Below are 22,478 nucleotides of genomic sequence, written 5' to 3'. Positions count from 1 at the left end.
GCTGCGGCGTTGTGCACCCGCCTGCGGTATTTACAAACAAGCATGAATGTAAGTATATTCGTTAGTAAGCTATTTATCCACCGGATAGCACCTTTTCCGAGAACACTTCCATTATTCTTGAGCGTCTCCCTGCTCTAGCGACCCGAGGATCCTCATGCAATTCAAGCCAGCCGTCACCGCCCTGGTTTCCGCCGTCGCCCTGGCAACCCTGCTAAGTGGCTGTAAGAAAGAAGAAGCAGCGCCCGCAGCGCAGGCTCCTCTGGTCGGCGTCGTTACCCTCCAACCGCAGGCCTATACCCTGACCTCGGAACTGCCGGGGCGTACCACCGCCTTCCGCGTGGCCGAGGTCCGCCCGCAGGTCAATGGCATCATCCTCAAGCGCCTGTTCAAGGAAGGCACCGAGGTCAAGGAAGGTCAGCAGCTGTACCAGATCGACCCGTCCGTCTACGAAGCCAACCTGGCCAACGCCAAGGCCAACCTGCAGGCCACCCGCTCGCTGGCCGAGCGCTACAAGCAACTGATCGACGAGCAGGCTGTCTCCAAACAGGAATACGACGACGCCAATGCCAAACGATTGCAGGCCGAGGCTTCGCTCAAGAGCGCGCAGATCGACCTGCGCTACACCAAGGTCCTGGCCCCGATCAGTGGCCGCATCGGCCGCTCTGCGGTGACCGAGGGCGCATTGGTGAGCAATGGCCAGAGCAACGCCATGGCCACCATCCAGCAGCTCGACCCGATCTATGTCGACGTCACCCAGTCCACCGCCGAGCTGCTCAAGCTGCGCCGTGACCTGGAGAGCGGCCAGCTGCAGAAGGCCGGCGACAACGCCGCCACGGTGCAGCTGGTGCTCGAGGATGGCAGCCTGTTCAAGCAGCAGGGCCGCCTGGAGTTCTCCGAAGTCGCGGTCGACGAGACCACCGGCTCGGTCACCCTGCGCGCGATCTTCCCCAACCCCGACCACACCCTGCTGCCGGGCATGTTCGTCCATGCCCGCCTGAAGGCCGGGGTCAACGCCAACGCCATCCTGGCGCCCCAGCAGGGCGTGACCCGTGACCTCAAGGGCACGCCGACCGCACTGGTGGTGAACAAGGAAAACAAGGTCGAACTGCGCCAGCTCAAGGCCAGCCGTACCCTGGGCAGCGACTGGCTGATCGAGGAAGGCCTGAACCCGGGCGACCGCCTGATCACCGAAGGCCTGCAGTTCGTGCGGCCAGGGGTCGAGGTCAAGGTCAGCGAAGCCACCAACGTCAAGAAGCCGGCCGGCCCAGCCCAGGCCAGCGCGGCGAAAGCAGACGCCAAAGCGGAGTAAACCATGTCGAAGTTCTTTATCGATCGCCCGATCTTCGCCTGGGTGATCGCACTGGTGATCATGCTGGTCGGCGCCTTGTCGATCCTGAAGCTGCCGATCAACCAGTACCCGAGCATTGCACCACCGGCCATCGCCATCGCCGTGACCTACCCGGGCGCCTCGGCGCAGACCGTGCAGGACACCGTGGTGCAGGTCATCGAGCAGCAGCTCAACGGTATCGACAACCTGCGGTACGTGTCCTCGGAGAGCAACTCCGACGGCAGCATGACCATCACCGCCACCTTCGAGCAGGGCACCAACCCTGACACCGCGCAGGTCCAGGTGCAGAACAAGCTGAACCTGGCCACCCCGTTGCTGCCGCAGGAAGTGCAGCAGCAAGGTATCCGTGTGACCAAGGCGGTGAAGAACTTCCTGTTGGTGATCGGCCTGGTGTCCGAAGACGGCAGCATGACCAAGGACGACCTGTCCAACTACATCGTCTCGAACATGCAGGACCCGATCTCGCGGACCGCAGGTGTAGGTGACTTCCAGGTCTTCGGTGCCCAGTACGCCATGCGTATCTGGCTCGATCCGGCCAAGCTGAACAAGTTCCAACTGACTCCGGTCGACGTGCGCACCGCCGTCAGCGCGCAGAACGTGCAGGTCTCCTCCGGCCAGCTCGGCGGCCTGCCGGCGATGCCTGGTACCCAGCTCAACGCCACCATCATCGGCAAGACCCGCCTGCAGACCGCCGAGCAATTCGAAAATATCCTGCTCAAGGTCAACAGCGACGGCTCCCAGGTACGCCTGGGCGATGTCGCCAAGGTCGGCCTGGGTGGCGAGAACTATGCCATCAGCGCGCAGTACAACGGCTTCCCGGCCTCGGGCCTGGCGATCAAGCTGGCCACCGGCGCCAACGCCCTGGATACCGCCAAGGCGCTGCGCAAGACCATCAGCGACCTGGAGCCATTCTTCCCGCCAGGCGTCAAGGCGGTGTTCCCGTATGACACCACCCCGGTGGTCACCGAATCCATCAGCGGCGTGATCCACACCCTGATCGAGGCGGTGGTGCTGGTGTTCCTGGTGATGTACCTGTTCCTGCAGAACTTCCGCGCCACCATCATCACCACCATGACCGTGCCGGTGGTGTTGCTGGGTACCTTCGGCATCCTGGCCGCGGCGGGCTTCAGCATCAACACCCTGACCATGTTCGCCATGGTCCTGGCCATCGGCCTGCTGGTGGACGATGCCATCGTCGTGGTGGAGAACGTCGAGCGGGTGATGTCCGAGGAGGGCCTGCCGCCCAAGGAGGCGACCAAGCGCTCGATGGAGCAGATCCAGGGCGCCCTGGTGGGTATCGCCCTGGTGCTGTCGGCGGTCCTGCTGCCAATGGCCTTCTTCGGCGGCTCCACCGGTGTGATCTACCGGCAGTTCTCGATCACCATCGTCTCGGCCATGGGCCTGTCGGTGCTGGTCGCGTTGATCTTCACCCCAGCCCTGTGCGCCACCATGCTCAAGCCGCTGAAAAAGGGCGAGCACCACGTGGCCAAGCGTGGCTTCTTCGGCTGGTTCAACCGCAACTTCGACCGCAGCGTGCAAGGCTATGAGCGCAGCGTTGGCACCATCCTGCGCAACAAGGCACCGTTCCTGCTGGCCTACGCGCTGATCGTGGTCGGCATGATCTGGCTGTTCATGCGCATCCCCACCGCGTTCCTTCCGGAAGAAGACCAAGGCGTACTGTTCGCCCAGGTGCAGACCCCGGCCGGCTCCAGTGCCGAGCGCACCCAGGTGGTGGTCGACCAGATGCGCGAGTACCTGCTCAAGGACGAAGCCGATACCGTGTCGTCGGTGTTCACCGTCAACGGTTTCAACTTCGCCGGCCGTGGCCAGAGCTCGGGTATGGCGTTCATCATGCTCAAGCCGTGGGAAGAACGTTCGGCCGAGAACAGCGTGTTCAACCTCGCCGCCCGCGCCCAGCAGCACTTCTTCAGCTTCCGCGACGCGATGGTGTTCGCCTTCGCACCGCCTGCGGTACTCGAACTGGGTAACGCCACCGGCTTCGACGTGTTCCTCCAGGACCGCGCCGGCGTCGGCCACCAGAAGCTGATGGAAGCGCGCAACCAGTTCCTGGCCAAGGCCGCCCAGAGCAAGGTGCTCAGCGCCGTGCGCCCGAACGGCCTGAACGACGAGCCGCAGTACCAGCTGACCATCGATGACGAACGTGCCAGCGCCCTGGGCGTGACCATCGCCGACATCAACAACACCCTGTCGATCGCCCTCGGCGGCAGTTACGTCAACGACTTCATCGACCGCGGCCGGGTCAAGAAGGTGTACATCCAGGGTGAACCCAGCGCCCGGATGAGCCCGGAAGACCTGCAGAAATGGTACGTGCGCAACGGCGCCGGCGAGATGGTGCCGTTCTCCTCCTTCGCCAAGGGCGAATGGACCTACGGCTCGCCCAAGCTGTCGCGTTACAACGGCGTGGAAGCCGTCGAGATCCTCGGCGCCCCGGCGCCGGGCTACAGTACCGGTGAAGCCATGGCCGAGGTCGAGCGCATCGCCGGCGAACTGCCAGCAGGCATCGGTTATTCCTGGACCGGCATGTCCTACGAGGAGAAGCTCTCCGGCTCGCAGATGCCGGCGCTGTTCGCCCTCTCGGTACTGTTCGTGTTCCTGTGCCTGGCGGCGCTGTACGAAAGCTGGTCGATCCCGATCGCCGTGGTGCTGGTGGTGCCGCTGGGTATCATCGGTGCGCTGATCGCCACCAGCCTGCGCGGGCTGTCCAACGACGTGTACTTCCTGGTCGGCCTGCTGACCACCATTGGCCTGGCGGCGAAGAACGCGATCCTGATCGTCGAGTTCGCCAAGGAACTGCACGAGCAAGGCCGCAGCCTGTTCGACGCGGCCATCGAGGCCTGCCGCATGCGTCTGCGTCCGATCATCATGACCTCGCTGGCGTTCATCCTCGGCGTGGTACCGTTGACCATCGCCAGTGGCGCAGGCTCGGGCAGCCAGCACGCCATCGGCACCGGGGTGATCGGCGGCATGATCAGTGCGACCGTGCTGGCTATCTTCTGGGTACCGCTGTTCTTCGTAGCAGTGTCGTCGTTGTTCGGCAGCAAGAAGCCTGAACCCGACGCCACCCCTGAAACTACTCGTTATGAGGCTGGGCAATGACCAAGTCTTTGTTATCCCTGGCGGTGACCGCTTTCATCCTGGGCGGCTGCTCGCTGATCCCCGACTACCAGACCCCGGAATCGCCGGTGGCTGCGCAGTGGCCGCAAGGCCCTGCGTACTCGCCGACCGAGTCGGCCAACGTGGCCGCCGCCGAGCAGGGCTGGCGCCAGTTCTTCCACGACCCGGCGCTGCAGAAGCTGATCCAGACGTCCCTGGAGAACAACCGCGACCTGCGCGTCGCGGCACTGAACATCGACGCCTACCGGGCCCAGTACCGCATCCAGCGGGCCGACCTGTTCCCGGCGGTCTCGGCCAATGGCAGCGGCAGTCGCCAGCGGGTACCGGCGAACATGTCGCAGACCGGCGAGGCAGGCATCACCAGCCAGTACTCGGCGACCCTGGGCGTCAGCGCCTACGAGCTGGACCTGTTCGGCCGTGTACGCAGCCTGACCGAGCAAGCCCTGGAGACCTACCTCTCCAGCGAGCAGGCCCGCCGCTCCACGCAGATCAGCCTGGTGGCCAGCGTGGCCAATGCCTACTACACCTGGCAGGCCGACCAGGCCCTGCTCAAGCTGACCGAGGAAACCCTCAAGACCTACGAGGAAAGCTACAACCTCACCCGCCGCAGCAACGAAGTGGGCGTGGCCTCGGCGCTCGACCTGAGCCAGGCACGCACCGCCGTGGAAGGCGCCCGGGTCAAGCTGTCGCAATACCAGCGCCTGGTGGCCCAGGACCTGAACAGCCTGACCGTGCTGCTGGGCACCGGCGTGCCTGCCGACCTTCCAGCACCGCTCAAGCTCAGCGAAGACCAGTTGGCCGAAGTGCCGGCAGGCCTGCCGTCCGAGCTGCTGCAACGCCGCCCGGACATCCAGGAAGCCGAGCACCTGCTCAAGGCGGCCAACGCCAATATCGGCGCGGCCCGGGCGGCGTTCTTCCCGAGCATCAGCCTGACCGCCAACGCCGGCACCCTGAGCCCGGACATGGGCGGGCTGTTCAAGGGCGGCTCGGGCACCTGGCTGTTCCAGCCGCAGATCAACCTGCCGATCTTCAACGCCGGCAGCCTGAAGGCGAGCCTGGACTACTCGAAGATTCAGAAGGACATCAACGTCGCCAAGTACGAAAAGACCATCCAGACCGCCTTCCAGGAAGTCTCCGATGGCCTGGCCGCGCGCAAGACGTTCGAAGAACAGCTGCAGGCGCAACGCGACCTGGTGGCCGCCAACCAGGACTACTACCGCCTGGCCGAACGTCGCTATCGCATTGGCATCGACAGCAACCTGACCTTCCTCGATGCCCAGCGCAACCTGTTCAGCTCGCAACAGGCGCTGATCAGCGATCGCCTCTCGCAGCTGGTCAGCGAGGTCAACCTGTACAAGGCTCTGGGTGGCGGCTGGCTGGAGCAGACCGGCCAGGCCAACCAACAGGCCACGGTGCAATCACCGAAAGGCTGATCGCCCTGCAGTGCATCAAGCCCACCCTCGCGGTGGGCTTTTTCGTTTTGCGGCCTGCCCATTCGCCCCAGTGATGGATGCCCATTACCCACGCACGGTTCCAGCGCCGGTGGTCGAGCGCTATGCTCATGCCATGGCGGTTAGCCCCGCTGCAGGGTGAACCTGTAGCCACACAGGGAGGAACAACAATGAAAAGCCTCGTCGACCACCTGAGCCAATACGCGGCCTACCACCGCGACCCGCGCAATATCGCCACCCACTTCATCGGCATCCCGTTGATCGTGCTGGCGGTGACCATCCTGCTCTCACGCCCCGGCTGGGGCCTGGCCGGCATCTGGCTCTCCCCCGCGCTGCTCGTGGCCGCCGCATCGGTGTGGTTCTACCTGCGCCTGGACCTGCGTTTCGGGCTGGTCATGGGTGCGCTGCTGGGGTTGTGCCTGTGGGTCGGCCAACTGCTGGCCATACAGGCCACCGGGCTATGGTTGAGCGCCGGGTTGGGGGCGTTCGTGGTGGGCTGGATCATCCAGTTCGTCGGGCATTATTACGAAGGCCGCAAGCCGGCGTTCGTCGACGATATCAGCGGGCTGATCATCGGCCCGCTGTTCGTGGTGGCGGAGCTGGCGTTCATGCTCGGGCTGTGCCCGGCGCTCAAGCGCGCGGTAGAGGCCAACGCCGGCCCGGTGGCGGTGCGGCAGAAGAAAGCGGCGGTCTGATCCACGTCATTGCGCCACCCTCATCGCGGGACAAGCCCGCACAGGGACAGTGCTACCCTCAAGGCTGATACGTGACTTGTGGGAGCCGGCTTGCCGGCGATGGGATGCAGCGCCCCGAGGCCTTGACCGACAGGTACTCCCCCAGGGCCTCAATGAGCCAGCAGGAAATCGAGCACGCGGCGGCTGAACGGCGCACCGACCTCGACGTTGGACAAGTGCGCGGCCGGGAACTCGACATACTCGGCGCCTGCGATCCGCGCCTGCATGAAGCGGCCATGCTCAGGCGTGGTCACGCCATCCTCGGTACCGGCGACGATCAAGGTCGGCACCTGGATCTGCCCCAGTTGCTCGCGAAAATCGGCGTCGCGCACGGCGGCGCAGTTGGCCGCATAGCCCTCGGCCGAGGTCTGCGCCAGCATCTGGCAGATCCGCTGGGCCTGCTCAGGTCGGGCCTTAACGAAGCCGGGGGTGAACCAACGTGCGAGCGAGGCGTCGCGCAGGTCGAGCATGGCGTGTTGTCCGCCTTGGCCCACGGTCTCGATACGGCTGTTCCACACCTCGTCATCGGCGATCTTCGCGGCGGTGTTGCACAACGTCAGGCTGCGCAGGCGCGCGCTGGCGTTGATGCCCAGCCATTGGCCGATCAGCCCGCCCATGGACAAGCCGACGAAGTGGGCCCGTGGAATGTCCAGGGCATCGAGTAACGCCAGCACGTCACGGCCGAGCTGCTCGATGGTATAAGGCCCCTCGGTCACCAGCGACCCGCCATGGCCACGGGTGTCGTAGCGCAGTACCCGTACCCGCTCACGCCACGCCGGCACCTGCGTGTCCCACATATGCAGGTCGGTCCCCAGCGAGTTGGACAACACCAGCACCGGCGCGTGCTCAGGGCCATCGAGTTGGTAGTTCAGTGCGCCATCGGCCAGTTGCAGGTGCGCCACAGCGGTCTCCTTCAAACAGTTGAACATTGATGGTCGGCCAACCCCGTTACCGGAGCGTGCCTCTTGTGTCCTGCCTCCCCAAACGTGAACAGCTTATTACCGAGACAGGACACTAGTGGTCATGGTGCAGGTAGGCCGCCTCCTTCGGCAGGCGCAGGCTGAACAGGAAGGCCACCGCCATCATGGCGGTCACGTACCAGTAGAACGTGTTCTCCATGCCCAGGGTCTTCAAGCCCAAGGCCACGTACTCGGCCGAACCGCCGAATACCGCGTTGGCCACGGCATAGGCCAGGCCCACACCCAAGGCACGTACCTGCGCCGGGAACATCTCGGCCTTCACCAGGCCGCTGATCGAGGTGTAGAAACTCACGATGCACAGCGCCAGGGTCACCAGCACGAACGCCAGGAAGGGGCTGGTCACGGTTTTCAGCGCCATCAGCAGCGGCACCGTGAACAGCGTGCCCAAACCACCGAACAGCAGCATGGAATTGCGCCGCCCGATGCGGTCGGACAGCATGCCGAACAGCGGCTGCAAAAGCATGAACAGGAACAGGGCACCGGTCATCACGTAGCTGGCACTCTTGGCGTGCATGCCGGCCGTGTTGACCAGGAACTTCTGCATGTAGGTGGTGAAGGTATAGAAGATCAACGAACCGCCCGCGGTGTAGCCCAGCACGGTGATGAAGGCGGCAGCATGGTTGCGCAACAGCCCACCGATGGTACCGGCTTCTTTGTCCTGGCGGGTTTCGGCGCTGCTGGTCTCTTTCAGCGAGCGACGCAGCATGAGCGAGATCAAGGCAGCGACGGCGCCCACCACGAAGGGGATCCGCCAACCATAGGCCCGCAGCTCCTCCTCGGTCAGCAGTTGCTGCAGGATCACCACCACCAGCACCGCCAGCAACTGGCCACCGATCAGCGTGACGTACTGGAACGAGGCGAAGAAGCCGCGCTGGCCACGCAGGGCCACCTCGCTCATGTAGGTGGCGGTGGTGCCGTATTCGCCGCCCACCGACAGGCCCTGGATCAGCCGCGCCAGCAACAACAGGGCCGGGGCCCAGGCGCCGATGCTAGAGTAGGTCGGCAGGCAGGCGATGATCAGCGAGCCACCGCACATCATCAGCACCGAGATCATCAAGGAGTTCTTGCGGCCATGGCGGTCCGCCAGGCGACCGAAGATCCAGCCGCCGATCGGACGCATCAAGAAGCCTGCGGCGAACACGCCGGCAGTATTGAGCAACTGCACGGTGGGGTTGTCGGAGGGAAAGAATGCCGGCGCGAAGTAGATGGCGCAGAAGGCGTAGACATAGAAGTCGAACCATTCCACCAGATTGCCCGACGAAGCCCCGACGATGGCGAAGATGCGTTTGCTGCGTTCTTCGCCTGTGTAATAGGTTGAAGTCATGAGGTACTTACTCCAGGAAGGTCCCTGCCTAGTCTAGACACACTCAGTAACAATCTCGTTCCACCGTCGTGCCTACAGGGCTTAGGCGCCCATGCGCTCGATCGCCAGGGCCAACCCCTGCCCTACCCCTACGCACATGGTCGCCAGGCCCTTGCGCCCACCGCATTTTTCCAGTTGGTGCAACGCCGTCAGCACCAGCCGCGCGCCGCTCATGCCCAAGGGGTGCCCCAAAGCGATGGCCCCACCATTGGGATTGACCTGCGGCGCGTCGTCCGCGATGCCCAGCTCACGCAACACCGCCAAGCCCTGGCTGGCGAACGCTTCGTTGAGCTCGATGACATCGAATTCACCCACCGCGATCCCCAGCCGCTCGCTCAGCTTGCGCACCGCAGGCACCGGGCCGATGCCCATCACCCGCGGCGCTACCCCGCCACTGGCCATGCCCAGCACCCGCGCACGCGGGGTCAGGCCATGCGCGTGCACCGCCTCGGCCGAGGCCAGGATCAGCGCCGCAGCGCCATCGTTGACACCCGAGGCGTTGCCGGCAGTGACGGTCTTTTCCGGGCCGTTGACCGGTTTGAGGCGTGCCAGCGTCTGCAGGGTAGTTTCCGGGCGCAAATGCTCATCCTGCTCGACCAGGCTTTCACCCTTCTTGTAGGCAATACGCACCGGCACGATTTCTTCGGCAAAGTAGCCCGCGGCCTGGGCAGCCGCGGCCTTCTGCTGGCTTCGCAGGGCGAAGGCGTCCTGGTCGGCGCGCGAGATCTGGAAATCGTCGGCCACGTTGTCGGCGGTCTCGGGCATCGAGTCCACACCGTACTCGGTCTTCATCAATGGATTGATGAAGCGCCAGCCGATGGTGGTGTCCTCGAGCTTCATGTTGCGCGAATAGGCGCCCTCGGCCTTGCCCATCACGAAAGGTGCGCGGGACATGGACTCTACCCCACCGGCAATCGCCAGCTCCATCTCGCCGCAGGCAATGGCGCGAAACGCGGTGCCGATGGCATCCATGCCCGAGGCGCACAGGCGGTTCAGGGTCACGCCCGGCACGCTTTGCGGCAGGCCGGCCAACAGCAGCGCCATGCGTGCCACGTTGCGGTTGTCCTCGCCAGCCTGGTTGGCGCAGCCAAGAAACACTTCGTCCAACTGGGCCCAGTCAACCTGGGGGTTGCGCGCCATGAGCGCCTTGAGCGGCACCGCCGCCAAATCATCGGCACGCACGCTGGCCAAGGCTCCGCCGAAACGGCCGATCGGGGTGCGGATGGCATCACAGATGAATACATCACGCATCAGGCTTCTCCTACTGTCTGCCCATGGGCGACGGCGGTGCGGGCCTCCAGCTCGCGTAGGGCGCCCAGCTCGATTTCGCTGGGTGCAGCGGTGGTCTGCACGCTGTCGGCGAAGCGAATCGGCCAGCCGGTGGCGGCGATGATCTGCTCGCGGGTCACGCCCGGGTGGATCGATGTCACCACGAACTCATGGGTACCGGCTTCCGGTTCCATGATGCACAGGTCGGTGATGATGCCCACCGGCCCCTCGCCTGGCAGGCCCAGGCGTTGACGCGAATCGCCGCCCTCACCGTGGCCGACCGAGGTGATGAAATCGAGCTTTTCGACGAAGGCACGCGTCGACTGCTTGAGGATGATCAGCACCTGCTTGGCCGAGCCTGCAATCTCCGGGGCACCACCGGCACCCGGCAGGCGGGTCCTGGGGGCATGGTAGTCACCCACCACGGTGGTGTTGATGTTGCCGAAGCGGTCGACCTGGGCAGCACCGAGGAAGCCCACGTCGATCCGCCCGCCCTGCAGCCAGTAACGGAAGATCTCGGCGGTGGGCACCACAGTGTCGGCGGTTTCCGCCAGTTCACCATCCCCGATGGACAGCGGCAACACGCTGGGCTTGGCGCCGATCGGGCCGGACTCGTAGATCAACACCACATCGGGCGACGAGGTCAGACGCGCCAGGTTGGCGGCCTTGGACGGCAAGCCGATGCCGACGAAGCAGACAGCCCCGTTACGCAGACGACGGGCTGCGGCGACAGTCATCATTTCGGACGTTGAGTAGCTCATTGCGCAGCCTCCGCGGTACCGGCCAGCTTGGCCTTGAATGCGTTGAAGTCGACGGTGCCTCGGATATAGGTGTCGACCCAGGCGGTGAACGACTCACGGTCGCGGGCGATCGGGTCCCAGGCCTGGTAGAAGTGGTTGTCTCGCTCGTAATAGCCATGCGCATAGGATGGATGAGCGCCACCAGGCACCAGGCATACCGCGCTCAAGGCCCAGGTCGGCAGGATGCAGGCGTTCATTGGGGCCTGCAGGTCGTCGACGATTTCCTCGACAGTGACAATGCAACGCTTGGCCGCCAAGGCCGCCTCCTTTTGCACGCCGAGGATGCCCCACAGCAGCACGTTGCCCTTGCGGTCAGCCTTCTGCGCGTGGATCACGGTGACGTCGGGGCGCACCGACGGCACCGCCGCGAGCACCTCGCCGGTGAACGGGCAGGTGATGCTCTTGATCAATGGGTTGACCTTCGGCAGGTCGGAGCCTGCGTAGGCGCGCAGCACCGCGAAGGGCAGGCCTGAGGCACCCGCGACGTAGGCATTGGCCAGGTCGGCGTGGCTGTGTTCCTCGATTTCGATCGCGTGGGGCCAATGCTTTTCCACCGCGTCACGCAAGCGATGAAGGGAACCTACCCCCGGGTTGCCGCCCCAGGAGAAGATCAGCTTACGCGCACAACCGGCCCCGATCAGCTGGTCGTAGATCAGGTCCGGGGTCATGCGCACCAAGGTGAGGTCCTGCTTGCCCTGGCGGATGATCTCGTGGCCTGCGGCGGTCGGGATCAGGTGGGTGAAACCTTCGAGGGCGACCGTGTCGCCATCCTGGATGAAGTGCTTCACTGCGTCGTGAAGGGAAAGGATTGCTGCCATTGGAGACTCCTGGTCAGGACGAGTCGGTCAGTGAGCAGCGGGCAAGAGCATCGCTGCGATGCGCTCAGATTAAGGAGGCTCGCAGGCGGCTTACAATCCGATAATCGAACTTTTGTTCGATTATCGAACTAAAAATTTGAGACGCAAACGTAGCTGCGGTAACCCTAGCCAAACAGTTGATGACATAGGTCCCGGCTGGCTGCCAGCAGGATCGGCAGGAATCGCTGCTCCAGTTCGCTGCGGGTCACCCGCCCCACGTGCGTGCTGACATTCAGCGCCGCCAGCACCTGCCCTGAGGCGTCATAGATCGGCACGGCAATCGAACGCAAACCTTGCTCCAGCTCCTGATCGACCACACACCAGCCTTGGGCACGCACCTGCTGGATGCAGGCGAACAGCGAATCCGGATCATGCAGGGTGCGGCTGGTACGGGCCTTGAGGTCGGCACGCTCCAGGTACTCCCAAAGGCTCGCATCGTCCAGCGCCGCCAACAGGATCCGCCCCATGGACGTGCAATAAGCCGGCAAGCGGCCGCCGACCGACAAGTCGACCGAAATCAGCCGTTCCACGGTGGCCGAGCGGGCGATATAGAGAATGTCGTCGCCTTCGAGGGTCGCCATGTTGGCCGCTTCGTGCAGTTGGTCGCTGATGCGGTCCAGATACGGCTGCGCGGACACCGCCAACGGGGTCGACGACAGGTAGGCATGGCCCAGGGTCAGGACCTTGGGCAGCAAGGAATAGGTACGCCCATCGGTGGTTGCGTACCCCAGCTTCATCAGCGTGTGCAAGCAACGGCGCACCGCCGCCCGGGGGATCTCGGTCCGGTGGCTGATCTGGGCGATGGTCAGGTGGCGCTTACGCTCCTGGAACGCCTGGATGACGGCCAATCCCCGGGCCAGGGAGGTCATGAAGTCCGGATCACCGGTAAAGGCCTGGATGCGCTTGGCCGGCGATGCCACGATCGGCGGTGCCAGCGCGGGCGCCGCAGGGCGCGCCGGTTCCGGGTTGGTGGTGTCCTGGGTGTCTTCGCTCATGGCTACCTCAAAAAAATCGCTCGCTTTGTGCGATTATCGAACAAGCGGCCGATAATCGCAATTGACCGCTGACACGTTTGCTTATACCTTTCTCCTGCCACATGTGGCTTCTTTGGAGAGACTGGTCAGGTACCCACCGTAGAAGTCCCCAGGCAACGGCCTCGCTAACCCCGAGGCCGTTTTTCCTTTTGTTGCTCTTTGTAAGAACTTTCGAAACCCTCGAGCCTCAAACTTTCAAGGCCTACCCAATTGTGAAACACGCCAAGGGTAAACTTTGCAATGGCTTGGTGTTGTCGCCTAAAGTAGGTAGCCATTGACTTGCTGGTTGCTATAATCGAACCCGCTGGCCCGGACATTCGGCATGGCCCTCATCCGGCACCCCCCATCGAGTTCCCCGCCAGCAAAGCCGCGTGCAGGGCCAAGGCCTGAATCACTTTCCAGGTGCCCTGTTCCGCATTGAATATTGTCGCTACGACAACCTGTTCGCACTGGCGGCGTAGCCGTATGCATAACTTTGCATGACGAAGGCCAGCGCAAAATTTCAAATTTTATTCGGGTATGACTGTGACGAAAGAAGAACTGCGCGCGGAACTCGAGCGCCAGGCTGAACGTTACAAGGATGTTTACGGTGGTGAAGTCACCACTTATGCCGCACAACCGGAACCGGAGCGCAAACCTTGGCGCAAGCGTGCCACGGTCCAGGACCAGGCGTTCGCCCAGGAACTGGAAAAAATGGAAAAGGAACTGCGCAGCGAAGACAGCTGACCCAGCGCTTCATGCCACCACGCATGCCTTGCCGTTAGGCAAGACGGGCGTAGGCTTTTTTACCGAAAAGCCAGGAACGAAACGGAATCACACAAATTTAATACAAGCGTTTGAATCATTCAGCGCGTGCAGAATTTGCGATTTTTCCATTTGTTTCGCAGGATTTAGCTGCTTTTAACCACTGGAATCCTGCAGCAGCTCGCCTTGCGTTGCGCTTCGTGGCAGTGGGCAGGGTCGTCATCGGTTCGTCGCGGGGGCATCGATTGCCAAGGTTTTCTGGCATAATCGCGCCCCCCTATGACCGCCAGACAACCTTCATGATCGAATTATTCAGCGGACTGGATGCGTGGGTGCTGGTGAGCTTGCTGCTCGCTTTGACCTTCGTGCTCGCATTCGAGTTCATCAATGGCTTTCATGACACCGCCAATGCGGTAGCCACTGTCATCTATACCAAAGCCATGCCGCCGCACCTGGCCGTGTTCTTCTCCGGCGTGTTCAACTTCCTCGGGGTTCTGCTGGGCGGTGTCGGGGTGGCCTATGCCATCGTCCACCTGCTGCCGGTCGAGCTGCTGATCAATGTGAACACCGGCCACGGCCTGGCCATGGTCTTCTCGTTGCTGGCCGCGGCCATCACCTGGAACCTGGGTACCTGGTACTTCGGTATTCCGGCGTCCAGCTCCCACACCCTGATCGGCTCGATCCTCGGCGTGGGCCTGGCCAACGCGCTGCTCAACGACATCCCGCTGGGCGATGGCGTCAACTGGCAGAAGGCGATCGACATCGCCCTGTCGCTGGTGGTCTCGCCGATGGCCGGCTTCGCCGTCGCAGCCCTGGTGCTGATCGGCCTGAAGTGGTGGCGTCCGCTGTCGAAGATGCACAAGACCCCCGAGCAGCGTCGCAAGCTCGATGACAAGAAGCACCCGCCCTTCTGGAATCGCCTGGTACTGGTGATCTCTGCCATGGGCGTGAGCTTCGTGCACGGTTCCAACGATGGCCAGAAAGGCATTGGCCTGATCATGCTGGTGCTGATCGGCATCGTCCCGGCGAAGTTCGTCCTCGACCTGAACAGCACCACCTACCAGATCGAGCGCACCCGCGACGCCACCTTGCACATGAGCCAGTTCTACGAGCGCAACGCAGCCACCCTGGGCGAGTTCCTGGCGCTGGGCAAAGCCAAGTCGTCCGACCTGCCCGAGCAGTTCAGCTGCAACCCAAAGCAGACCGAGCCGACCATCGCCGCCCTGCAATCGTCGCTCAAGGGCGTGACCGATTACCGCGACCTGAGCGCCGAGAAACGTGTCGAAGTGCGTCGCTACCTGCTCTGCCTGGACGACACCGCGAAGAAGGTCGGCAAGCTGCCAGGCCTGGAAAGCCGTGAAAAGGCCGACTTGGAAAAGCTGCGCAAAGACCTGACCGCCACCACCGAATACGCCCCGTTCTGGGTGATCGTGGCCGTCGCCCTGGCCCTGGGCCTGGGCACCATGGTCGGCTGGAAGCGCGTGGTCCTGACCGTTGGCGAGAAGATCGGCAAGCAAGGCATGACCTACGCCCAGGGCATGTCGGCCCAGATCACCGCAGCCTGCGCCATTGGCATGGCCAATATCTTCAGCCTGCCGGTGTCGACCACCCACGTATTGTCGTCGGGCGTGGCAGGCACCATGGTCGCCAACAAGAGCGGCCTGCAAGGCGGCACGGTGAAAACCATTCTGCTGGCTTGGGTACTGACCCTGCCAGCTTCGATGAGCCTGGCCGCCGGCCTGTTCTGGCTGGCCTCCAAGGCGATCAGCTGAGCGATACCGCTGTAGTGGAAAAGGCGCCCTTCGAGGTAACGCCAGTCAGTTAAGCCTTATCGGCTGCATTTGGGGCTGCTTCGCAGCCCATCGCCGGCAAGCCGGCTCCCACAGGTTCCGCGGTGTCTACAACAGCAGCGCAGGACAGGTGGGAGCCGGCTTGCCGGCGATGGGGCCTTAACTGACAGGCATTCCCCTTCGAGGCGCCTTTTTCGTTCCTGCTCACATCCGTGACGCAGCCATCGCGGGACAAGCCCGCCCCCACAGGGCCCTGCTCGCTACCGCCGCTTGCCCCCCAGCAACGACCCCATCAACCCCCGCACCAATTGCCGGCCAAGCTGATTGGCCGCCTGACGTACCGCCGACTTGATGGCCTGCCCCGCGGCACTCTGCAGGAACTCGCCGGCCTTGTCGGCAAAGCTTTCCTCATCAGCCTGCGGCTGCGGTGCCGGCTCCACCGGCTCGCCCTTGCGTGCCGTGAGCATTTCATAGGCCGACTCCCGGTCGATCGGCTTGTCATAGCGCCCGGCCAAAGGTGACCCCGCAATCAAGGCTCTGCGCTCGGCCTCCGTCAACGGGCCGATTCTCGACTGCGGCGGAGCGACCAGCACCCGTTGGACCATTTCCGGCGTACCCTTGTCCTGCAAGGTGCCCACCAACGCCTCGCCGATCCCAAGCTCGGTGAGCACGCTGAGCGCATCGAAGGCCGGGTTCGGCCGGAAGCCATCGGCCACTGCCCGCAGCGACTTCTGCTCCTTGGCGGTAAAGGCGCGCAGCCCATGCTGGATACGCAAGCCCAACTGTGCCAACACCGCATCCGGCAGGTCACCCGGCGACTGGGTGACGAAATACACGCCCACGCCCTTGGAGCGGATCAGCCGCACGACCTGTTCCAGACGATCCTGCAGCGCTTTCGGCGTGCCATTGAACAGCAGGTGAGCTTCATCGAAGAACAACGCCAGCACCGGCTTGTCGGCATCGCCACGCTCGGGCAGCTGTTCGAACAATTCGGCCAGCAGCCACAGCAGGAAGGTCGCGTATACCTTGGGTGCTTCATGCACCAGGCGGCTGGCATCGAGCAGGTGGATGCGCCCGCGGCCATCACCGTCCGGGCGCAGCAGGTCTTCCAACTGCAAGGCCGGTTCGCCGAACAAGGCCTCGGCCCCCTGCTGCTCCAGGGTCGAGAGGCGGCGCAGCAAGGCCTGGGTGGAGCCGGTGGTCATCAGCGCGGCATCGTCACCCAGCAGTTGCGGGTTGTCCTTCAGGTGCCCGAGCAGGGCCTTGAGGTCCTTGAGGTCAAGCAACAGCAGCCCCTCGCGGTCTGCCACCTTGAACGCGGCGTACAGCGCCGCCTGCTGGCTGTCGGTCAGCTCCAGCAGGTTACCCAGCAGCAAGGGCCCCATTTCGCTGAGGGTGGTGCGCAACGGGTGGCCCGACTGGCCGGCGACATCCCACAGGGTGACGGGGTAGGCCTGGGGCTTATGGCCCAGCCAGGGCATGCCGGCAATACGTTCGGCCACCTTGCCCTGTGGCGCACCGGCCGCGCCCAAACCGCACAGGTCACCCTTCACGTCGGCGGCGAACACCGCCACGCCGGCGTCGCTGAAGGCCTCGGCCAGGTGCTGCAGGGTCACGGTCTTGCCCGTTCCCGTGGCACCGGCCACCAAGCCGTGGCGGTTGGCCAGGCGCATGGCCTGGCCTACGGGCTGGCCATCCATGCCCGCCCCTACAACGATTTGCGAAGAATCCGACATCTTCTTTCATCCTCTATTCAAGCTTTGCGGCGTTACGGCCGATACCCCAGGGTGATGTTTCACCTCGAAAGACAGGAACAACCCGAAAAGGACCTGCGGGCATTGTTGCACTGTTTTCAAGCTGCCTTCGTGCGAACGACCCGATAAAAACCTTAGCGGACCACGCCATGAACAAAAGCCTTCGTTTCAGCCACAAGATACTCTTGGCGGCCTCATTGATCGTGATAGTCGCCTTCAGCCTGTTCACGCTCTATAACGATTACCTCCAGCGTAATGCGATTCGCGACGACCTGGAGAGTTACCTGGCGGAAATGGGCGAGTCGACATCGACCAATATTCGCAACTTGTTCGACGGCCGTATCAAGTTGGTGGAGAACCTGGCACAGAACATCGCACATAATCCCGCCAATGCCGAAACTTTCATGGGGCAACCGGCCCTGCTTTCGAGTTTCCTCACCGTTTACCTGGGCAAGGTGGACGGCGGCTTCAGCGTCCGCCCGGACTCGAAGATGCCTGATGGCTACGACCCGCGGGTACGCCCCTGGTACAAGGACGGTATGAGCGCCAGCGGCGCCATGCTGACCGAGCCCTATATCGACCTGACCACCAACAAGATGGTCATCGGTATCCTCAGCAAGGTGTCGGCCAACGTCGGCGTAGTCGGTGGTGACCTGGCCCTCGATGGCCTGGTGGAAATCATCAATTCGCTGGACTTCGGCGGCATGGGCTACGCCTTCCTGGTCAATGACCAGGGCAAGATTCTGGTGCACCCTGATAAAGAGCTGGTGATGAAGTCGCTGGCCGACCTGTTCCCCGAGGGCACCCCGACGCTTTCCGGCGAACTGACCGAAGTCCAGGCCAATGGCCAGGCCCGCCTGCTGACCTTCACGCCGATCAAGGGCCTGCCTTCGGCCAACTGGTACATCGGCCTGTCGGTGGACAAGGACAAAGCCTTCTCCATGCTCAGCACCTTCCGTACCTCGGCGATCATCGCCACGCTGGTGGCGGTGGTCATCATCATCGCCTTGCTGGGCCTGCTGATCCGTGTGCTGATGCAACCGCTGCATACGATGACCCGCGCCATGGAAGACATCGCCGAGGGCGAAGGCGACCTGACCAAGCGCCTGCAGATCCACCAGCACGATGAATTCGGCATCCTCGGCACTGCCTTCAACCGTTTCGTGGAGCGCATCCATGGCTCGATCCGCGAAGTATCCTCGGCCACCGAGCAGGTCAACGAAGTAGCCCTGCGGGTGATCAGCGCCTCCAACTCGTCGATGGCCAACTCCGACGAGCAGTCCAACCGCACCAGCAGCGTCGCCGCCGCCATCAACGAACTGGGCGCCGCCGCCCAGGAAATCGCCGGCAATGCGGCCCAGGCCTCCCAGCACGCGACCTCCGCGCGGCTGCTGGCAGAGGAAGGCCAACAGGTGGTGGAACGCAACATCGAGGCGATGAACCGTCTCTCGGACCTGATCGTGACCTCCAGCGCGCACATCGAGACGCTCAATCACAAGACCGTTAATATCGGCCAGATCCTCGAAGTGATCACCAGCATCTCCCAGCAGACCAACCTGCTGGCCCTCAATGCCGCCATCGAAGCTGCCCGCGCTGGGGAAGCCGGCCGTGGCTTCGCCGTGGTCGCCGACGAAGTACGCAACCTCGCCCACCGTACCCAGGAATCAGCCCAGCAAGTGCAGGCCATGATCGAGGAGCTGCAGGTGGGCGCCCGCGAATCGGTGGAAACCATGGGCCAGAGCCAGCGCCACAGCCAGGACAGCATGGAGATCGCCAACCAGGCCGGCGAACGCCTGGACAGCGTGACCGTGCGCATCGGTGAAATCGACGGCATGAACCAGTCGGTGGCCACTGCCACCGAGGAACAGACCGCCGTGGTCGACTCGATCAACATGGACATCAACGAAATCAACATGCTCAACCAGGAAGGCGTCGAGAACCTGCAGGCCACCCTGCGCGCCTGCGCCGACCTGGAGCAGCAGGCCAGCCGGCTCAAGCACCTGGTCGGCAGCTTCCGCATCTGATTCACCGCTACCCTCCTGTAGGAGCGGCCTCGTGCCGCGAAAGGGGCGCAAAGCGCCCCCGTCGATCTACAGCCGATCACCGATAGCGGCCGGACCACTCCTGGCCTTGGAATCTTGGGGCTGCCTTGCAGCCCTTTCGCGGCACGAGGCCGCTCCTACAACAGACAAGACGCCGTGGCGCCTCACGCCTGCAGGACAAGGCCCGCCCTCGCCTCGAACCCCGATCGAACAAACTATCCTTAAGGAAGGTCAACCTTTAGGCGTGTCATCACGGCCATTACCGCCAGATGACAGACCCGAAGACGATCCCGGAGGGATGCTGATCGTGCACATCGCTGACATCACCATGTTCTACGCCCCGGCCAGCGGAGGCGTACGTACCTATCTTGATGCCAAACATCGCCGACTCGACGCCAGGCCAGGCGTGCGTCACAGCCTCTTGATCCCCGGCGCCAGCGCCAGCCATGCCAACGGCATCTACCAGGTGCCGGCACCGCCCTTGCCCTTCGGCAACGGCTACCGTTTCCCGGTACGCCTGGCTCCCTGGTGCAATGTGCTGCGGCGCCTGCAGCCGGACCTGATCGAAGTCGGCGACCCCTACCTCACCGCCTGGGCCGCCCTCGAGGCGCGGCGCAAGCTTGACGTCCCGGTGATTGGTTTCTATCACTCCGACCTGCCGTTGCTGGTCAGCAACCGCATGGGCAATTGGTTCACCCCCAATGTCGAGGCCTATGTCAGCAAGCTCTACGGCAACTTCGACCGGGTCCTGGCGCCCAGCCAGGTGATGGCCGACAAACTGTGCCGGCTCGGGGTCAAGGATGTGCATGTGCAACGCTTGGGCGTAGACCTGGCCACCTTCAACCCCGAACACCGCGACCCTCACCTACGCGCCGAGCTCGGCATCCCCGACACCACCCGCCTGCTGGTGTTCGCCGGCCGCGGTTCGCGGGAGAAGAACCTGCCGGTGCTGCTCGACTGCATGACCCGCCTGGGCCGCCACTACCACTTGCTGCTGGTTGGCTCCAACATGCCCGCCAACGTACCGGGCAATGTCAGCGTCATCGACCACTTCTGCCCGCCCCAGGAGGTCGCCCGGTTGTTCGCCAGCGCCGACCTGCTGGTGCATGCCGGAGACCAGGAAACCTTCGGCCTGGTCATCCTCGAAGCCATGGCCAGCGCCACGCCGGTGGTGGCGGTGCATGCCGGTGCCTTCGGCGAGATCATCACCGACCAGTGCGGTCGCCTGTGCACACCCAACGACGGCCAGGCCATGGCCACCGCGGTGCGGGAAATCTTCGAGGCTGGTGTGCGGCGTCTCGGCGCCCAGGCCCGCCGCCACGTGGAGCAGCACTACGCCTGGGACAAGGTGGTCGATGGCTTGCTCGCCCACTACCAGGCCGTGCTGGGCCATCAGCCGCAGGTGCGTGCCCATGGTTGAGGCGGCCGCCGCGCCACGCAGCCTGATGCTGGTGCTGCACGACGTCGCGCCCGAGACCTGGCCCGACTACCAGCCCTTCGTCCAGGCCGTGGACCAGCTCGGTGGGGTGCCAATGACCTGGCTGGTGGTACCGGACTTTCACCACCGCAATGCGTTGGCGCGCTCACCGACCTTCTGCCGGCTGCTCGAGCGACGCCTGGCACAGGGGGACGAACTGGCCCTGCATGGCTACTTCCACACCGACGACGCTCCGGCGCCACGCAGCCCCGGCGAGTTCTTCATGCGCAGGGTCTATACCCACGAAGGCGAGTTCTATGGGCTGGACGAAGCCGATGCCTTGCTGCGCCTGGAGGCCGGGCTGGAAGTATTCCATCGCCATGCCTGGCCTGTGGCCGGCTTCGTCGCCCCGGCCTGGCTGATGAGCGAAGGCACGCGCCAGGCCCTGCGCCGTCTACCGCTGCGCTATACCAGCACACCACGGCACCTCTACCGACTGCCGGAATTCACCGCCATCGACGCCCCCGGCCTGGTGTGGAGCGCCCGCAGTGCCTGGCGCCGCGGGCTGTCACGGATGGTCTGCGATTGGCAGTGCCGGCGATGGCGCGAAGCCGACACCCTGCGCCTGGGGCTGCACCCGGTGGACATGCGCCATCGATCCTCCCGTGACTATTGGCTGCGCACCTTGCACACATTGCTCGAGCAAGGCCGTCAACCGCTGACCAAATCTGCCTGGCTGGCACGCCAGGCTGTCGCATGAACCGCTTCGGCTGGCTGGGGCTGGCGCTGCTGGTGGCAGTGCTGGTCCCGGCCCTGTTGGGCGGTGGTGACCTGCTGCCACGCCTGAAATCCTTCGCCCCCGGGCTGATGGCGATACTGCTGGGCATGATTCTGGTGTGCTGGATGATCAATGCCCTGCGCCTGCGCCTGCTGCTCGGCCAGCAGGGCACCAGGCTCGGCCGGGTCCGCAGCCTGGGCGTGATCATGGCCACCGAATTCGCCATCTGCACCACCCCGGGCGGCAGTGGCGGGCCGCTGACGCTCATGGCGTTGCTGGCCCGCGAGCGTATCGGCCCGGCGCGCAGCGGCGCCGTGTTCGCCATGGACCAGCTCAATGACTTGGTGTTTTTCTTCTGCGCCATGCTGGCCATTGCCGGCTACGCCCTGTTCCACAGCCTGGGGCACACTCAGGAAAGCATGCTGTTGGGCAGCGCCTTGCTGCTGTGCTCGGCTCTGGCAGGGATCGTCGCGCTGCTGCGCTATCGCCGCGCGGTGATGCGTTTCAATGGGCGATTGTTGTATCGGTTGGGCATGTCATGCCGGCGACGGCGACGCTGGGCGCGCAAGCTGCTGCGGTTCGTGCACGCCCTGACGGATACCTGGCGCCTGCCCAAGCGCACCCTGGCCCTGGTCTTCACCCTGACCTGCGCCCACTGGAGCCTGCGCTACAGCGTGCTGTACCTGGTATTGCGAGGTTTGGGCGTGGAGTTGTCGTGGATCCCCAGTTTCCTGGTGCAGATCCTTTCGCTCAGTGCAGGGCAGTTCAGCCTGTTGCCCGGCGGAGCGGGTGCAGCCGAGCTGACCTCGGCCAGCCTGCTCGCGCCCCTGGTGGGCAGTTCGACGGCCGCCGCAGCGATCCTGATCTGGCGCGCGGTGACCTACTACTTCTATTTGATCGCGGGCGGGCCGGTGTTCGTCTGCCTGTTGGCGCGCCCATTGCTGGAGCGCTGGCGTCGTCAGACGCGCTGAGCGCCATGGGC

The 22,478-nt window shown here is 64.0% G+C and carries 17 protein-coding genes and 1 pseudogene; 11 read left to right on the top strand and 7 right to left on the bottom strand.

What is annotated here, in order from left to right:
- The first annotated feature begins 154 nt into the window (after positions 1 to 154).
- The 4 genes from ttgA (at position 155) to ACXHGZ_RS03520 (ending at position 6,629) form a co-directional block, all read left to right on the top strand.
- Positions 155 to 1,309 (top strand): toluene efflux RND transporter periplasmic adaptor subunit TtgA, encoded by a 1,155-nt coding sequence (ttgA, locus tag ACXHGZ_RS03535; protein WP_084855862.1) that lies wholly within the window; start codon positions 155 to 157, stop codon positions 1,307 to 1,309.
- A gap of 3 nt (positions 1,310 to 1,312) precedes the next feature.
- Entirely contained in the window at positions 1,313 to 4,465 is a 3,153-nt protein-coding gene (gene ttgB, locus ACXHGZ_RS03530) for a multidrug efflux RND transporter permease subunit TtgB (RefSeq protein WP_224458088.1), read from the top strand.
- Positions 4,462 to 5,916, top strand: a complete 1,455-nt coding sequence (locus tag ACXHGZ_RS03525) for an AdeC/AdeK/OprM family multidrug efflux complex outer membrane factor (protein WP_480462406.1) — start codon at positions 4,462 to 4,464, stop codon at positions 5,914 to 5,916. Before ttgB ends, ACXHGZ_RS03525 begins: the two co-directional genes overlap by 4 nt.
- A 188-nt stretch (positions 5,917 to 6,104) precedes the next feature.
- On the top strand, positions 6,105 to 6,629 hold the full coding sequence (locus ACXHGZ_RS03520; protein ID WP_480462405.1) for an Mpo1 family 2-hydroxy fatty acid dioxygenase: 525 nt from the start codon (positions 6,105 to 6,107) through the stop codon (positions 6,627 to 6,629).
- Between the two features lie 149 nt (positions 6,630 to 6,778).
- Here the strand turns inward: ACXHGZ_RS03520 and pcaD are convergent, their stop codons facing one another.
- The 6 genes from pcaD to pcaR form a co-directional block, all read right to left on the bottom strand.
- Entirely contained in the window at positions 6,779 to 7,570 is a 792-nt protein-coding gene (gene pcaD / locus ACXHGZ_RS03515; RefSeq protein WP_480462404.1) for a 3-oxoadipate enol-lactonase, read from the bottom strand.
- Between the two features lie 112 nt (positions 7,571 to 7,682).
- Entirely contained in the window at positions 7,683 to 8,972 is a 1,290-nt protein-coding gene (locus tag ACXHGZ_RS03510) for an MFS family transporter (RefSeq protein WP_324812862.1), read from the bottom strand.
- Positions 8,973 to 9,053: 81 nt separating this feature from the next.
- Complete coding sequence (pcaF, locus tag ACXHGZ_RS03505) at positions 9,054 to 10,265, bottom strand: 3-oxoadipyl-CoA thiolase (protein WP_480463985.1); 1,212 nt, start codon at positions 10,263 to 10,265, stop codon at positions 9,054 to 9,056.
- The gene (locus ACXHGZ_RS03500; RefSeq protein WP_480462403.1) at positions 10,262 to 11,041 is read right to left on the bottom strand and encodes a CoA-transferase subunit beta; all 780 of its coding nucleotides are present in this window, start codon (positions 11,039 to 11,041) and stop codon (positions 10,262 to 10,264) included. Before ACXHGZ_RS03500 ends, pcaF begins: the two co-directional genes overlap by 4 nt.
- Positions 11,038 to 11,898 (bottom strand): CoA transferase subunit A, encoded by an 861-nt coding sequence (locus ACXHGZ_RS03495; RefSeq protein ID WP_480462401.1) that lies wholly within the window; start codon positions 11,896 to 11,898, stop codon positions 11,038 to 11,040. Before ACXHGZ_RS03495 ends, ACXHGZ_RS03500 begins: the two co-directional genes overlap by 4 nt.
- A gap of 164 nt (positions 11,899 to 12,062) precedes the next feature.
- A complete protein-coding gene (pcaR, locus tag ACXHGZ_RS03490) occupies positions 12,063 to 12,932 on the bottom strand; it encodes a pca regulon transcriptional regulator PcaR (RefSeq protein WP_084855853.1) in 870 nt (289 codons plus the stop codon).
- A gap of 564 nt (positions 12,933 to 13,496) precedes the next feature.
- Here pcaR and ACXHGZ_RS03485 point away from each other — a divergent pair.
- Together ACXHGZ_RS03485 and ACXHGZ_RS03480 are read left to right on the top strand one after the other, a co-directional pair.
- Entirely contained in the window at positions 13,497 to 13,697 is a 201-nt protein-coding gene (locus ACXHGZ_RS03485; protein WP_480462399.1) for a hypothetical protein, read from the top strand.
- Positions 13,698 to 14,014: 317 nt separating this feature from the next.
- Positions 14,015 to 15,487 (top strand): inorganic phosphate transporter, encoded by a 1,473-nt coding sequence (locus ACXHGZ_RS03480; RefSeq protein ID WP_480462397.1) that lies wholly within the window; start codon positions 14,015 to 14,017, stop codon positions 15,485 to 15,487.
- Between the two features lie 278 nt (positions 15,488 to 15,765).
- Here the strand turns inward: ACXHGZ_RS03480 and ACXHGZ_RS03475 are convergent, their stop codons facing one another.
- Complete coding sequence (locus tag ACXHGZ_RS03475) at positions 15,766 to 17,241, bottom strand: helicase HerA-like domain-containing protein (protein ID WP_480462396.1); 1,476 nt, start codon at positions 17,239 to 17,241, stop codon at positions 15,766 to 15,768.
- 167 nt (positions 17,242 to 17,408) lie between these two features.
- Between ACXHGZ_RS03475 and ACXHGZ_RS03470 the strand changes: the two are divergent.
- The 5 genes and pseudogenes from ACXHGZ_RS03470 to gpgF form a co-directional block, all read left to right on the top strand.
- A pseudogene (locus ACXHGZ_RS03470) lies at positions 17,409 to 18,377 on the top strand (cache domain-containing protein); the annotation flags it as partial.
- Between the two features lie 141 nt (positions 18,378 to 18,518).
- The gene (locus tag ACXHGZ_RS03465; protein ID WP_416768010.1) at positions 18,519 to 19,283 is read left to right on the top strand and encodes a methyl-accepting chemotaxis protein; all 765 of its coding nucleotides are present in this window, start codon (positions 18,519 to 18,521) and stop codon (positions 19,281 to 19,283) included.
- 316 nt (positions 19,284 to 19,599) lie between these two features.
- Positions 19,600 to 20,721 (top strand): N-acetylglucosaminyl phosphatidylglycerol synthase, encoded by a 1,122-nt coding sequence (gpgS, locus tag ACXHGZ_RS03460; RefSeq protein ID WP_480462394.1) that lies wholly within the window; start codon positions 19,600 to 19,602, stop codon positions 20,719 to 20,721.
- Entirely contained in the window at positions 20,714 to 21,478 is a 765-nt protein-coding gene (gpgD, locus tag ACXHGZ_RS03455) for an N-acetylglucosaminyl phosphatidylglycerol deacetylase (RefSeq protein WP_480462392.1), read from the top strand. The genes gpgS and gpgD overlap by 8 nt, the downstream gene beginning before the upstream one ends.
- A complete protein-coding gene (gpgF, locus tag ACXHGZ_RS03450) occupies positions 21,475 to 22,467 on the top strand; it encodes a glucosaminyl phosphatidylglycerol flippase (protein WP_480462390.1) in 993 nt (330 codons plus the stop codon). The genes gpgD and gpgF overlap by 4 nt, the downstream gene beginning before the upstream one ends.
- Positions 22,468 to 22,478: the final 11 nt, after the last annotated feature.

This window comes from Pseudomonas shiyinii (assembly GCF_056725765.1).
The sequence above is the reverse complement of the archived record's forward strand: the minus strand, read 5'-3'. Positions and strand labels throughout refer to the sequence as shown.